Origin of the sequence: Caldovatus sediminis (assembly GCF_014644455.1) — a bacterium.
GTDB classification, from domain to species: domain Bacteria; phylum Pseudomonadota; class Alphaproteobacteria; order Acetobacterales; family Acetobacteraceae; genus Caldovatus; species Caldovatus sediminis.
In genome coordinates, this window is sequence record NZ_BMKS01000001.1 from 427,409 (window position 1) to 441,069 (window position 13,661).

General features: G+C 74.7%; 9 protein-coding genes. 6 read left to right on the plus strand and 3 right to left on the minus strand.

The features are described 5' to 3' along the window. Positions 1 to 213: 213 nt before the first annotated feature. The 3 genes from IEX99_RS02015 to IEX99_RS02025 all read left to right on the plus strand — a co-directional run bounded on the left by IEX99_RS02015 (position 214) and on the right by IEX99_RS02025 (position 7,120). On the plus strand, positions 214 to 1,446 hold the full coding sequence (locus IEX99_RS02015) for an efflux RND transporter periplasmic adaptor subunit (RefSeq protein WP_229677745.1): 1,233 nt from the start codon (positions 214 to 216) through the stop codon (positions 1,444 to 1,446). A 16-nt stretch (positions 1,447 to 1,462) separates the two neighbouring features. Then, a complete protein-coding gene (locus IEX99_RS02020) occupies positions 1,463 to 4,615 on the plus strand; it encodes an efflux RND transporter permease subunit (RefSeq protein WP_188897889.1) in 3,153 nt (1,050 codons plus the stop codon). A 144-nt stretch (positions 4,616 to 4,759) separates the two neighbouring features. Further along, on the plus strand, positions 4,760 to 7,120 hold the full coding sequence (locus tag IEX99_RS02025) for a xanthine dehydrogenase family protein molybdopterin-binding subunit (RefSeq protein WP_188897891.1): 2,361 nt from the start codon (positions 4,760 to 4,762) through the stop codon (positions 7,118 to 7,120). A 28-nt stretch (positions 7,121 to 7,148) separates the two neighbouring features. Here IEX99_RS02025 and IEX99_RS02030 read toward each other — a convergent pair whose 3' ends face one another. From IEX99_RS02030 to IEX99_RS02040, 3 genes are all read right to left on the minus strand, one after another. After that, positions 7,149 to 7,937, minus strand: coding sequence for a Crp/Fnr family transcriptional regulator (locus tag IEX99_RS02030; protein ID WP_188897893.1), 789 nt, complete (start codon positions 7,935 to 7,937; stop codon positions 7,149 to 7,151). Positions 7,938 to 8,153: 216 nt separating this feature from the next. Next, positions 8,154 to 10,097, minus strand: a complete 1,944-nt coding sequence (acs, locus tag IEX99_RS02035; RefSeq protein ID WP_188897895.1) for an acetate--CoA ligase — start codon at positions 10,095 to 10,097, stop codon at positions 8,154 to 8,156. 311 nt (positions 10,098 to 10,408) lie between these two features. Beyond that, positions 10,409 to 11,365, minus strand: coding sequence for a serine/threonine dehydratase (locus tag IEX99_RS02040; RefSeq protein WP_188897897.1), 957 nt, complete (start codon positions 11,363 to 11,365; stop codon positions 10,409 to 10,411). Positions 11,366 to 11,557: 192 nt separating this feature from the next. On the opposite strand from IEX99_RS02040, the gene IEX99_RS02045 reads away from it, so the two are divergent. The 3 genes from IEX99_RS02045 to IEX99_RS02055 are packed head-to-tail and all read left to right on the plus strand — an operon-like array spanning position 11,558 to position 13,628. Beyond that, the gene (locus tag IEX99_RS02045; RefSeq protein WP_188897899.1) at positions 11,558 to 12,076 is read left to right on the plus strand and encodes an HPr kinase/phosphorylase; all 519 of its coding nucleotides are present in this window, start codon (positions 11,558 to 11,560) and stop codon (positions 12,074 to 12,076) included. Between the two features lie 2 nt (positions 12,077 to 12,078). Beyond that, positions 12,079 to 13,080 carry an RNase adapter RapZ gene (gene rapZ, locus IEX99_RS02050; RefSeq protein ID WP_188897901.1) on the plus strand — a complete coding sequence of 334 codons (1,002 nt, stop codon included), beginning with the start codon at positions 12,079 to 12,081 and terminating at the stop codon, positions 13,078 to 13,080. Then, a complete protein-coding gene (locus IEX99_RS02055) occupies positions 13,077 to 13,628 on the plus strand; it encodes a PTS sugar transporter subunit IIA (protein WP_456304517.1) in 552 nt (183 codons plus the stop codon). Before rapZ ends, IEX99_RS02055 begins: the two co-directional genes overlap by 4 nt. Positions 13,629 to 13,661 lie beyond the last annotated feature (33 nt).

A 13,661-nucleotide genomic window follows, 5' to 3' on the forward strand; every position in this document is an offset into this window, starting at 1 on the left:
AGGAATGGCGCGCTTGCCGCGCGCCGGGTGCGCGGCCTCGCGCCCCTCGCCGCCGGCATGCCGGCGGGGTTGCTGGCGCGGGCGCTCCCTGCCGGCGCGACGCGATGCGCCGGCGGGCGTCGCGCCTCGGGGCGGCGGGATCCGGCGCCCGCCGCTTGACCTTTGTCGCCGCACCGCAACATGGGCGCGGCGTCCGCTTGGGAGTTCCGGGCCATGCCTCCGGTCAAGGCGCGCGCTCCGTTCCGCGCGCTGCTCGTCTGCCTGCTCCTCGCCGCCGGCCTCCTCGCGGGCCCGGCCATGGCGCAGTTCGGCGCGGCGGGACCGCCGGCCGTCGGCGTCGTCACCGCCGAGCGCCGCCCCGTGACCGAACGGACCGAGTTCGTCGGCCGCATCGAGGCGATCCACCGCGTGGATCTGCGCGCCCGCATCACCGGCTTTCTCGAGGAGCGCCTGTTCGAGGAAGGCCAGGAGGTGCGGGCCGGCGAGCCGCTGTTCCGCATCGAGCGCGCGCCCTACGAGGCGCAGCTCGAGCAGGCCCGCGCCAACCTCGCTTCGGCGCAGGCGACGCTCGAGAACGCCCGCGTCGCGCTCGCCCGCGCGCGCGAGCTGCGCGCGAGCGGCGCCGGCACCCAGGCGCAGCTCGACAACGCCATCGCGCAGGAGCGCACCGCCGACGCCGGCGTGCTCGCCGCCCGGGCGGCCGTGCGCGTCGCCGAGATCAGCCTCGGCTACACCGAGATCGCCGCGCCGATCGACGGCAAGATCGGCCGCTCGACCTATTCCGTGGGCAACGTGGTGGGGCCGCAGAGCGAGCCGCTGGCCACCATCGTCAGCCAGGACCCGATGCGGGTGGCGTTCCACGTCAGCCAGCGGCAGTCGCTCGAGCTGCGCAGCCGCTACGACGCGCGCGGCGGCCTCGGGGCGACGGTGGTGCGCGTGCAGCGCGCCGACGGCACGCTCTACCCGCATGCGGGGCGGATCGACTTCATCGACACCCAGCTCGACCGCAACACCGACACGATCCTGGTGCGCGCGGCGATCCCGAACCCGCCGCACCGGGCGCCGGCCGGGACCGCCCGCGGCACCGGCGCCCGCGAGCTGATCGACGGCGAGTTCGTCACCGTCTTCCTCGAGGGGGCGGAGCCGGTGCAGGCGGTCGTCATCCCCCGCGCGGCGGTGCTGCAGGACCAGGGCGGCAGCTTCGTCTTCGTCGTCGGCGAGGGGAACCGCGCGGAGCGCCGCAACGTGCGGCTCGGCCGCGGCACCGCCGAGGTCGCGGTGGTCGAGGAGGGCCTCTCCGGCGGCGAGACCGTGATCGCCGAGGGCCTGCAGCGCGTCCGCCCCGGCCAGCCGGTGGATCCCGCCCCCGCGGCGCCGGCGGGCCCGCCGGCGGCCGCCGGCGGCGCGCGGCCGCCCGGCCCCGCCGCGGCCGGCCGGCGGGGCTGAGGCGCGGACGGCGCCGATGCTCTCCTCCGTCTTCATCGCCCGCCCGCGGCTCGCCATCGTCATCGCGATCGTGACGACGCTGGCGGGGCTGATCGCGATGCTGCGCATCCCGGTCAGCCAGTTCCCGGACATCGTCCCACCGCAGGTCTCGGTGACCACGCGCTACCCGGGCGCCTCCGCCGCGGTGGTCGAGACCACGGTCGCCCAGCCGATCGAGAGCGCCGTCAACGGCGTGGACGGCATGCTCTACATGCGCTCCAACAGCGGCAACGACGGCAGCTACACGCTGAGCGTCACCTTCGCCCTCGGCACCAACCCGGACGTCAACACCGTCAACGTCAACAACCGGGTGCAGGCGGCGATGGCGCGGCTGCCGCAGGAGGTGCAGCGCAACGGCGTGACGGTGCGCAAGCAGTCCTCCGCCGTGCTGCAGTTCCTCGCCCTCTATTCGGAGAGCGGCGAGCACGACCGGCTGTTCCTGTCCAACTACGCGACGATCAACATCCTCGACACCCTCGCGCGCGTGCCCGGCGTCGGCCAGGTGAACCTGTTCGGCGCGATGGACTACTCGATGCGGATCTGGTTCGAGGTGGACCGGCTGATCAGCCTCAACGTCACGCCGCAGGACGTGATCGCCGCGATCCAGGCGCAGAACGTGCAGGCCGCGGTCGGGCGGATCGGGGCGCAGCCCACGGGCGAGGAGCAGCAGTTCCAGCTCAACATCCAGACCCAGGGCCGCCTCTCCACGCCGGAGCAGTTCGGCAGGATCGTGATCCGGGCGAATCCCGACGGCTCGGTCCTGCGCCTGCGCGACGTGGCGCGCGTCGAGCTCGGCGCGGCCAGCATGGACACCGAGAGCCGCCTGAACGGCCGGCCGACCGTGACCATGGGCGTCTACCTCTCGCCCGGCGCGAACGCGGTGCAGGTGGCGCGGTCGGTGCGCGACACGCTGGCGCGCCTCTCCGAGCGCTACCCCGAGGGGGTGCGGCACCTCGTCGTGTACGACACCTCGGACTTCGTCTCCGACACCATCCGCGAGGTGCTCAAGACGCTGCTCGAGGCCTTCGTCCTCGTCGTGCTGGTGGTCTACCTCTTCCTCGGCAGCCTGCGCGCGACGGTGATCCCGACCATCGCGGTCCCGGTGAGCCTGATCGGCACCTTCGCGGTGCTGCTCGCGGTCGGCTACACGGCGAACACCATCTCGCTCCTCGCCCTCGCGCTCGCGATCGGCATCGTGGTGGACGACGCCATCGTCGTCGTCGAGAACGTCGAGCGGGTGATGGAGGAGAACCCCGACCTGCCGCCGGCCGAGGCGACGCGCAAGGCGATGCGCGAGATCACCGGGCCGATCATCGCCATCACCCTCGTCCTCCTCTCGGTCTTCGTGCCGGTCGCCTTCATCCCGGGCGTCTCCGGCGTGCTGTTCCGCCAGTTCGCGGTCACGATCTCGGTGGCGATGCTGATCTCGGCGGTCAACGCGCTCACCCTCTCGCCCGCGCTCTGCGCGCTGGTGCTGCGGCCGCGCCACGGGCCGCGGCGCGGTCCGATCCGCCACGTGCTGCGGGGGATCGACGCGGTGCGCGACGGCTACGCCTGGATCGTGGCGCGGCTGACGCGCGTCGCCGCGCTCTCGCTGCTGCTGATCGCGGTGGTGGGCGCCGGCATCTGGGGCCTCGCCGCGCGCACGCCGCAGGGCTTCCTGCCGCAGGAGGACCAGGGCGCCTTCTTCGTCCAGGTCCAGCTCCCCCAGGGTGCCTCGGTCGCGCGCACCCGCGCCGCGGTCGAGCAGGTGGAGGCGATCCTGAGGCGGAACCCGGCGATCGAGCACGTCCTCGCCATCGTCGGCTTCAGCCTGATCGACCAGGGCGCGCAGCCCAACTCCGCCTTCATGGTCGCGCGGATGAGGCCCTTCGAGGACCGCACGCGGGTGCAGGATTCGGTCTTCGCCGCGATCGGGCAGGTGTTCGGCGCGGCGCAGGGCATCCGGGTGGCCAACGTCTTCGCCTTCAACATCCCGCCGATCATCGGCCTCGGCACCGGCGGCGGCTTCGACTACCAGCTCCAGGACTTCGAGGGGCGGGACCCGGCCGAGCTCGGCGCCACCATGCTCGGCCTGGTCGTCGCGGCCAACCAGGACCCGCGCCTCGCCGCCGTCTTCTCCACCTTCTCGCCGACCACGCCGAGCCTGTTCCTCGACGTGGACCGCGACAAGGCGCAGGCGCTCGGCGTGCGCATCGCCGACATCTTCACCGCGCTGCAGGCGACGCTCGGCGGATTCTACGTCAACGACTTCAACCTGTTCGGGCGCACCTGGCAGGTCAACGTCCAGGCCGAGGCCACCGACCGCGACGACGTGCCCGACATCTGGCGCATCCACGTCCGCAACCGGAACGGCGAGATGGTGCCGCTGCGCGCCTTCGCCGACGTGCGCGTCGTCGTCGGCCCGCAGACCATCAGCCGCTACAACAATTACCGCTCCGTGCTGATCAACGGGGCACCGCGCCCGGGCGTCTCCTCCGGCGACGCGCTGGCGGCGATGGAGGAGATCTCGGCCCGCGTGCTGCCCGCGGGCTACGGCTACGAGTGGACCGGCACCGCCTACCAGGAAAAGCAGGCCGCCGGGCAGACCGGCTTCCTGGTCGGCCTCGCCATCCTCTTCGCCTACCTGTTCCTCGTCGCGCTCTACGAGAGCTGGACCATTCCGGTGCCGGTGCTGCTCTCGGTCACGGTCGGCGGCCTCGGCTCCTTCCTCGCGATCCTCGTCGCGGGGATGAGCCTCGACGTCTATGCGCAGATCGGGCTCGTCGTGCTGATCGCCCTGGCGGCGAAGAACGGCATCCTGATCGTCGAGTTCGCCAAGGAGGCGCGCGAGCGCGGCCTCCCGATCCGCGAGGCCGCGGTGACCGGGGCGCGGCTGCGCTTCCGCGCGGTGATGATGACCTCGCTCGCCTTCACCCTGGGGCTGGTGCCGCTCGTGCTCGCGACCGGGGCGGCGATGCTGTCGCGCCGCGCGGTGGGCACGCCGGTGTTCGGGGGCATGCTGGCGGCGTCGCTGGTCGGCATCTTCTTCATCCCCATGCTCTACGCCGTGTTCCAGACCGCGCGCGAGAGGGTCAAGCGCGGCCTGCGCCGGCACCCGGCGAGGCGGGAGCAGCTTCCGGCCGAATGAACCGCGGACGGGGCGACGGCCGGCGCCTCACCGCCGGGAGGCGCGTCATCTCTCCGTGCCCCCCTTGGCGGCGACGCCGGACCTGGCGGATGATGCGGCGACGGAGACCCGATGGTCCCTTTCCACGCGGGGGAGCGAGCGAACATGGCGAAGTTCGGACTGAGCCAGCCGGTCCGGCGGATCGAGGACCCGAGACTCCTGCTCGGCCGCGGGCGCTACACCGACGACATCGCGCTGCCCGGCCAGGCCCACGGCGTCGTCCTGCGCAGCCCGCACGCGCACGCCCGCATCCTGCGCATCGACACGGCGGCGGCCGCAGCCCTGCCGGGCGTGCTCGGCGTCTTCACCGCGAAGGACCTGCGGGCGGAGGGCCTGGGCGAGCTGCCCTGCGCCATCCCCCTGCGCAACGCCGACGGCACGCCGCGCGCCGACACGCCGCACTACGCCCTCGCCGAGGACCGCGTGCGGTACGTCGGCGACCCGGTCGCCTTCGTCGTCGCGGAGACCGCCAAGGCCGCGCGCGACGCCGCCGAGGCGGTCGAGGTGGACTACGAGGTCCTGCCCTCCGTCACCGACCTCGCCACCGCGACCGAGCCCGGCCAGCCGCAGGTCTGGGACGCGGCGCGGAACAACGTCTGCTTCGACTGGGAGGCCGGCGACAGGGCCAAGGCCGACGCGCTGTTCGCGCAGGCCGCGCACGTGACGCGGCTCCGCGTCGTCAACAACCGCGTCGTCGTCGCCAGCATGGAAGCGCGCGCCGCCCTCGCCCTCTACGACGAGCAGGACCGCGGCGGGCGGTTCACGCTCTACGCCAACACGCAGGGCTCCTGGCTGGTGCGCGGCCTGCTCGCCAACGCGGTTTTCAGGCTGCCGGAGGACCGCTTCCACGTCATCACGCCCGACGTCGGCGGCGGCTTCGGCATGAAGCTCTTCCTCTATCCCGAGCACGTGCTGGTCTGCTTCGCCGCGCGCCGCCTGAGGCGCCCGGTGAAGTGGACCTCCGAGCGCACCGAGGCCTTCCTCGCCGACACCCACGGCCGCGACAACGTCACCGAGGGCGAGCTCGCGCTCGACAAGGACGGGCGGTTCCTCGCGCTGCGCACGCGCAACCTCGCGAACATGGGCGCCTACCTCTCCACCTTCGCGCCGTTCATCCCGACCGGGGCGGGGACCAAGGTGCTGGCGAGCGTCTACGGATTCCAGGCGGTCCACGCGCGGGTGATCGGCGTGCTGACCAACACCGTCCCGGTGGACGCCTACCGGGGCGCCGGCAGGCCGGAGAGCAACTACCTGGTCGAGCGCCTGATCGACACGGCGGCGCGCGAGCTCGGGATCGACCGGGTGGAGCTGCGCCGACGCAACATGGTGCCCCCGGATGCCATGCCCTTCGTCACCGCGATGGGGCAGCGCTACGATTCGGGCGACTTCCCCCGGGTCCTCGACGCCGCGCTGGCGAAGGCCGACTGGGCCGGCTTCCCCGCGCGCAGGGCGGAGGCGGCGCGGCGCGGCCGGCGGCGCGGCATCGGCCTCGCCTACTACCTCGAGGCGACCGGCGGCGACCCGACCGAGCGCGCCGCCGTGCGCTTCGCCGCGGACGGCATGGTCGAGGTCGTCGTCGGCACCCAGAGCACGGGCCAGGGGCACGAGACCGCCTACGCCATGCTCACCAGCCACGAGCTCGGCATCCCGATGGAGAAGATCCGCATCGTGCAGGGCGATTCGGACTCGCTGCCGAGCGGCGGCGGCACGGGCGGGGCGCGCAGCCTCTACTCGGAGGGCCAGGCGATCCTCGTCACCGCCGCTGCGGTCGTGGAGAAGGGGAAGCGGGCGGCGTCCGAGCACCTCGAGGCCGCGGTCGCCGACATCGAGTTCTCCGCCGCCGGCGGCGTGGGGCGGTTCGCCGTGGCCGGCACCGACCGCGCGGTGGACATCCTGACCCTCGCCCGCATCCAGCGCGAGAAGGCGGCGCGCGGCGAGGCCGCGACGCAGCTCGACGCGGCGGAGCAGGCGCAGATCCAGGCCCACACCTTCCCGAACGGCTGCCACGTCGCGGAGGTGGAGGTGGATCCCGACACCGGCCGCGTCGAGATCGTGCGCTACGTCGTCGCCGACGACTTCGGCCACCCGCTCAACCCGCTGATCGCGCGCGGGCAGGTGCACGGCGGCGTCGCGCAGGGCGTCGGCCAGGCGATGCTGGAGCGCGCCGCCTACGACCCCGACAGCGGCCAGCTCCTCTCCGCGAGCTTCATGGACTATGCGCTCCCGCGCGCCGACGACCTGCCCGACATCCAGGTGGACCTGCTGGAAATCCCCTGCGAGACCAACCCGCTCGGCGTCAAGGGCGCGGGCGAGGCGGGGGCGGTCGGCTCGCCGCCGGCGTTCGTCAACGCGCTGGTGGACGCGCTCGCCGAGGACGGCGTGCGCCACCTCGACATGCCGGCCACGCCCGAGGCGGTGTGGAGGGCGCTGGCGGCGGCCGGGGGCGGGGCGAGGCGGGCGGCCTGACGCGGCGGGCGGCGCGCGGGGCCGCGCCTCATCCGCGGTTGTTCGCCGCCTCGCCCGCTCCGCCCGGCAGCAGCTCCGGCGCGATCCGCCGGACGTGGCGCTCGACGGCGCGGTAGCACTCGCAGGCGCCGCGCTCGATCGGACGGCGGTCGCGCAGGACGATGCAGCCCCGCCGCTGGTCCAGCGCGCGCGCCTCCGCGAGGCCGGCGAGCACCCGGGTGACGGTGGTGCGCTGCACGCCGAGCATCTCGGCGAGGAACTCCTGCGTCAGCGGCAGCTCGTCCGTGCCGGCGCGGTCGTGGATCATCAGCAGCCAGCGGCAGGCGCGCGCCTCCACCGGATGCAGCGCGTTGCAGGCGGCCGACTGCATCACCTGGGCGAGCAGCAGGTCGGCGTAGCGCGCGAGCAGGCCGCGGAGCGGCGCGGAGGCGGCCTTGGCGGCCTCGAGCCGCGCGATGTCGATGCGCAGCGCGGGACCGGGCACCTGAACCTCGGCGCGCGCGGAGGCGAAATGCCGCCCGGCGCTGATGATGCCTCCGGCCGCGCCTTCGGCCCCGATGACCGCGACCTCCGCGACCCGGCCGTCGGACATCGCGCCGGCGAGCGAGATCACCGTGCCCGCGCAGGGAAAGTGGGAGAACGCGATCTCCTCGCCGGCCTCGAACAGCACCTGGCGCGGAGCGAGGTCCACAGGGACGAGGTGCGGCTCGAGCAGCGCGCGGTCCGCCTCGCGCATCGCGCCGATCAGCCGGTTGCCGCAGGCGGCGAGAGGGCACGTCTTCTCCTGCGCGCGCGGATCGGGGCGCGTCCCGTCCATTCCTGCGAAGCCTCCTCGGGAGAAAACGGAAGCGGGTCGGCCGGTTGCAAGAACCGGGTGACGCCCGTGCGAGCCTTGCCACGCCGATGTGATGGCGTCTGTCGCGAAGGCGACACAACGGGCCGGATCGGGTCGCGCGCGGGCTCGCTCCGCGGCCGGCACGACCGCGGATCGGCCGGCGCGCCGCGGCGGCGCGGCACGCCGGCGCGGCGGCGGTCAGGCGCTCAGCCGGTTCGCCACCAGGTCCGCCACCACGGCGGGATCGGCGAGGGTCGAGGTGTCGCCCAGGTTCCCGGTCTCGTTCGCCGCGATCTTGCGCAGGATGCGGCGCATGATCTTGCCGCTGCGCGTCTTCGGCAGGCCGGGCGCCCACTGGATCGCATCCGGCGTGGCGATCGGCCCGATCTCCTTGCGCACCCAGGCGACCAGCTCCTGGCGCAGCGCCTCCGAGGGCTCCACGCCGAGCTTCAGCGTGACGTAGGCGTAGATGCCCTGGCCCTTGATGTCGTGCGGCATGCCGACGACCGCGGCCTCGGCGACCTTCGGGTGCGCCACCAGCGCGCTCTCGATCTCGGCGGTGCCGAGGCGGTGGCCGGCGACGTTGATCACGTCGTCCACCCGGCCGGTGATCCAGTAGTAGCCGTCCGCGTCGCGCCGCGCCCCGTCGCCGGTGAAGTACATGCCGGGGAAGGTCGAGAAGTAGGTCTGCACGAAGCGCGCGTGGTCGCCGAAGACGGTGCGCATCTGCCCGGGCCAGGAGTCGAGCAGCACCAGGTTGCCCTCGGTCGCGCCCTCGAGGATGCGGCCCTCGCCGTCCACGATCGCGGGCTTCACGCCCGGCAGCGGCAGCGTCGCGGAGCCGGGCTTCAGCGGGGTCGCGCCGGGGAGCGGCGAGATGAGGATGCCGCCGGTCTCGGTCTGCCACCAGGTGTCCACCACCGGGCAGCGCTCCTCGCCGACGACGCGGTAGTACCAGAGCCAGGCCTCGGGGTTGATCGGCTCGCCTACCGTGCCGAGGATGCGCAGCGACCTGCGGCTGGTCCGCCGCACCGGGCCCTCGCCCTCGCGCATCAGGGCGCGGATCGCGGTCGGCGCGGTGTAGAAGATGCTGACCCCGTGCTTGTCCACCACCTGCCAGAAGCGGGAGCTGTCGGGCCAGCTCGGCACGCCCTCGAACATCAGCGTGGTGGCGCCGTTGGCGAGCGGGCCGTAGACGATGTAGGTGTGCCCCGTCACCCAGCCGACGTCGGCGGTGCACCAGTAGATCTCGCCCGGGCGGTAGTCGAAGACGATCTCGTGGGTGAAGCTCGCCCACACCAGGTAGCCGCCGGTGGTGTGCAGCACGCCCTTCGGCTTGCCCGTGCTGCCCGAGGTGTAGAGGATGAACAGCGGGTCCTCGGCGCCCATCGGCTCCGGCGCGCAGTGCGGCGCGGCCTCGGCGCAGAGATCGTGCCACCACAGGTCGCGTCCGGCGCGCATCGGCACCGGCGCGCCGGTGTGGCGCACCACCACCACGTGCCGGATCGAGGGGCAGGTCGCGAGCGCCTCGTCGGCATTGGCCTTGAGCGGCACGGCGCGCCCGCCGCGCCGGCCCTCGTCGGCCGTGATCAGGATCGAGCACTCGCTGTCCTGGATGCGCGAGGCGAGGCTGTCGGGCGAGAAGCCGCCGAAGACGACGGAGTGGATCGCGCCGATCCGCGCGCAGGCGAGCATCGCCACCGCCGCCTCGACGATCATCGGCAGGTAGATGCAGACGCGGTCGCCCTTCTTCACGCCGAGCGCCTTCAGCGCGTTGGCGAGGCGGCAGACGCGCTCGTGCAGCTCCCGGTAGGTGACCTTGGCGTCGGTGCCGGGATCGTCGCCTTCCCAGATGATCGCGACCTGGTCGCCGCGACCGGCCTCGATGTGGCGGTCGAGGCAGGAGACGGAGGCGTTGAGCACGCCGTCCTCGAACCAGCGGATGCGGACGTCGCCGGTGAAGTCCGCGTCCTTGATGCGCGTCGGCTCCCTCATCCAGGCGATGCGGCGCAGCTCCCTGCGCCAGAAGGCCTCCGGATCGCGCGCCGCCTCCTCGGCCATCGTCCGGTAGCGGGCGGCGTCCACCCGGGCCCGCGCGGCGATCTCGGGCTTGACCGCGATCAGCGTGTCGCTGTCGGGCATCGGCGGCCTCCACTCCTCGGCAGCGGTGGTTCCGGTTTCCGGAATTGCCCGGCCCCGGCCCGCCGCGTCAACCGTGGCCCGGCGCCCGGTCGCCTCGTGGTCCTCGCGACCCGCGCCGCCGCGGCGAGGCGGCCTCCGGCGGGCTCAACCCGTTCGGGTCATCGTGGTCGCGCGCCACCGGCCGTTCTCCCGGCCCGGCCGTACGGCGGAGGTGGGCTACACGCCCCTGCGGCATCCTCGGCGCGATCGCGGCGGCGCCGGTGCTGCTGCGGGCGGGCCGGCGCCGCGGCACGGCGCCGCCGGCCCGCGCCTCAGCCCGGCGGCGCGGCGACCTCGCCGGGGTCGGCATTGGCGCCGCAGACCACCACCCCCACCCGCGCGCCTTCCGGCGGCGTCCAGGCGCCAGAGACCAGCGCCGCCAGCGCCGTCGCCCCGCCCGGCTCGGCGGCGATGCGGCAGGCCCGCCAGAGGCGCCGCTGCGCCTCGGCGATCGCGGAGTCCGCCACCACCACGCCGCGCGCGAGACGGCGCCCCGCCAGCGCGAAGGCGATCCGGCCGATCCGGCGCGCGCCGAGGCTGTCCGCGGCGATCCCCCCGACCGGCGCAGGCTGCGGCCGGCCGGCCAGCATCGCGACGGTCAGCGTCGGGCAGTTGCCCGGCTCGACGGCGATGACCTCGACGCCGCTGTCGGCGTACCAGGCGAGCACGCCGCCGAGCAGCCCGCCGCCGCCGACCGCGACCAGCACATGGGTCAGCTCCGGCGCGTCCGCCTCCAGCTCGCGCGCGAGGGTGCCGGCGCCGGCGACCACCTCCTCCTGGTCGTAGGCGTGCACCAGCAGCGCGCCGGTCTCGGCGGCGCGCGCCCGGCACGCCTCGAACGCCGCCTCGTAGTCGCGGCCGGCGGCGACGAGGCGGGCGCCGTGCTGCTCGATCAGGGCGCGCTTGGCCGCGGGCGTCGCCTCGGGCACGAAGATCTCCGCCCGCAGGCCGAGGGCACGGGCGGCATGGGCCACCGCGGCGCCGTGGTTGCCGCCCGAGGCGGCGATCACGCCGGCCTCCGGCGCCGGCGCGGCGGCGAGCATGCGGTTGAAGGCGCCGCGCGGCTTGAAGCTGCCGGTCACCTGCAGCGAGTCCAGCTTGAGGGTCACCGGATGGTCGAGCCCGAGGCCGCCGGCCTCGCCGGCGGCCAGGCGCAGGACGGGGGTGTGGCGGATGTGCGGGGCGACGCGCCGGGCGGCGGCCTCGATGTCGGGGCGTTCCACGATCATGGCGGCGGCAGGCTGTCATCCCCGGGGCGGCGGAACAAGCGCGCCGCGGGCAGCGGGCAGGGCCGCAGCCGATCGGGGGGCAGGCGCCCGCCCCCCCCCGGGATCCGCTGCCGGCCGGTCACGTTCCGGGGACGCTTTCCCCCTTGCCGCGTTTCTGCCACAGTCCCGCCCCGACGCGAGGGTCTGCCGGGAATGCTGGTCCACGGGAGCTGCGCCGCGCGCAATGGGGAGGCGGTCCTGTTCCTCGGCCCTCCGGGCGCGGGGAAGTCCGATCTCGTCCTGCGCCTGCTGGATCGGCCTGGCTGGCGCCTGGTGGCCGACGACCAGGTGCGGCTGACGCCCGAGGAGGCGGCGGACGATGCGGGGCCGGCGCCGCCGCAGGCGCGGCGCGGCGCCCTGCGCGCCGAGCCCGCGCCCGCCTTGCGCGGCATGCTGGAGGTGCGCGGCCTCGGCCTGTTCGCCGACCTGCCGGTGGAGGCCGGGGCGCGGCTGTGCCTCGCCGTCGAGTGCACGGCGAGCCGCGACGCCGTTCCGCGCCTGCCGGAGCCCGCGCGCTTCGCCTGCGGCCGCCTCTCGGTCCCGCTGGTGCGGCTGCACGCCCTCGACGGGTCCGCCCCCAGCAAGGTGGAATGGGCGCTCGACGCCGCGACGGCGCGGACGCGGATGCGGGCCGGCGCCTTCGAAACCGTCGCCGCCGGCGCGGGACGCTGAGCATGGACGCCCTGCCGCCGCCCGGCGGCGCGCCGCCGGCCCGCCCCGCCCCGCGCCCGTTCGTGCTGGTGACCGGCCTGTCGGGGGCCGGCAAGGCCTCGATCCTCCGGGCGCTGGAGGACCTCGGCTTCGAGACGGTGGACAACCCGCCGCTCGCGGTGCTGGAGGCGCTGGTCGGCGACGGCGACCTGCCGCTCGCCGCGGGCATCGACAGCCGGACCCGCGACTTCGATCCGGCCGCCGCCCTGCGGCTTCTGGAGCGGCTGCGCCGGCGCCCCGAGATCGCGGTCGCCCTGGTCTTCGCCACCGCGGAGGAGGGCGTGCTGCTGCGCCGCTACACGGAGACCCGCCGGCGCCACCCGCTCGCCCCGGGCGGGCCGCTCGGCAGCCGCGTGGCCGACGGCATCGCGCGGGAGGCGGCGCTGCTCGGGCCGCTGCGCGAGGTGGCGGACTGGGTGATCGACACCTCGGAGCTGCCGCTGCCCGAGCTCAGGCGGATGATCGCGCGCCGCTTCCAGGGCGAGGCCGCGGCGGGCGCCGGGCTGGCGATCACCGTCGTCTCCTTCGCCTATTCGAGGGGGCTGCCGCGCGAGGCGGACCTGGTGTTCGACCTGCGGTTCCTGCGCAACCCGCACTACGATCCGGCGCTGCGGCCGCGGACCGGCCGCGACCCGGCGGTGGCCGCGCACATCGAGGCCGATCCCGGCTTCGCGCCATTCTGGGAGCGCATGACGGCCTTCCTCGACCCGCTGTTGCCCCGCTACGTGGCGGAGGGGAAGAAGTACCTCACGATTGCGCTCGGCTGCACCGGCGGCCGGCACCGGTCGGTGCTTGTGGCGGAGCGCCTGGCGAACCATCTCTTGCGGCAAGGCTGGCGGGCCGAGACCGTCCACCGCGAGTTGGCGGGGGCGGCGCCCGGGAACGACGACGCGCAAGGCGGCGGCGCCCCCACCGGGACGGCCCAGCCCATGACGGGGCGGGAGGCCCTTTTGTACATCCCATGATCGGCCTCGTACTGGTCACCCACGGCCGCCTGGCCGAGGAGCTTCGGCACGCCATGGAGCACGTGGTGGGGCCGCAACGCGGCGTCGCCACGGTGTGCATCGGCCCCGAAGACGACATCGAGGACAGGCGCGCCGACATCCGCGAGTGCATCCGCGCGGTGGACGAAGGCGACGGCGTCGTGGTGCTGACCGACATCCTGGGCGGCACGCCGTCGAACCTCGCCATGTCGCTGCTCGACCAGCGCCCGGACGTGGAGGTGATCGCGGGGGTGAACCTGCCCCTGCTGGTGAAGCTCGCCAAGGTGCGCGGCAGCGAACCGCTGGCCGAGGCGGTGGACCACGCGCAGACGGCGGGCCGGAAGTACATCGCCTGCGGCTCCGAGATGCTGAACGGCCATGCGCCGTTGCCGCCCGGCGCGGCGCGCGGCCGCGGTCGCGCCCCGGCGCAGCCGGAGCCGCCGGTCGTGCCGGCCGAGGGCGGTGCCGACATGGCCGCCGCGGCGAGGGGCCGCGCCGCGCCGCGGGAAGCGGGGCGGCGCTCGCCGTGAGCGCCCCCCCTTCCGGTCCGCGCGGGCCCGAAG

Bases quoted from the DNA above. Each gene is read 5' to 3' on its own strand.
- rapZ (WP_188897901.1), top strand. From the start codon at position 12,079: ATGGACGCCCTGCCGCCGCCCGGCGGCGCGCCGCCGGCCCGCCCCGCC.
- IEX99_RS02045 (WP_188897899.1), top strand. From the start codon at position 11,558: ATGCTGGTCCACGGGAGCTGCGCCGCGCGCAATGGGGAGGCGGTCCTG.
- IEX99_RS02020 (WP_188897889.1), top strand. From the start codon at position 1,463: ATGCTCTCCTCCGTCTTCATCGCCCGCCCGCGGCTCGCCATCGTCATC.
- IEX99_RS02030 (WP_188897893.1), bottom strand. From the start codon at position 7,937: ATGGACGGGACGCGCCCCGATCCGCGCGCGCAGGAGAAGACGTGCCCT.
- IEX99_RS02025 (WP_188897891.1), top strand. From the start codon at position 4,760: ATGGCGAAGTTCGGACTGAGCCAGCCGGTCCGGCGGATCGAGGACCCG.
- acs (WP_188897895.1), bottom strand. From the start codon at position 10,097: ATGCCCGACAGCGACACGCTGATCGCGGTCAAGCCCGAGATCGCCGCG.
- IEX99_RS02040 (WP_188897897.1), bottom strand. From the start codon at position 11,365: ATGATCGTGGAACGCCCCGACATCGAGGCCGCCGCCCGGCGCGTCGCC.
- IEX99_RS02015 (WP_229677745.1), top strand. From the start codon at position 214: ATGCCTCCGGTCAAGGCGCGCGCTCCGTTCCGCGCGCTGCTCGTCTGC.
- IEX99_RS02055 (WP_456304517.1), top strand. From the start codon at position 13,077: ATGATCGGCCTCGTACTGGTCACCCACGGCCGCCTGGCCGAGGAGCTT.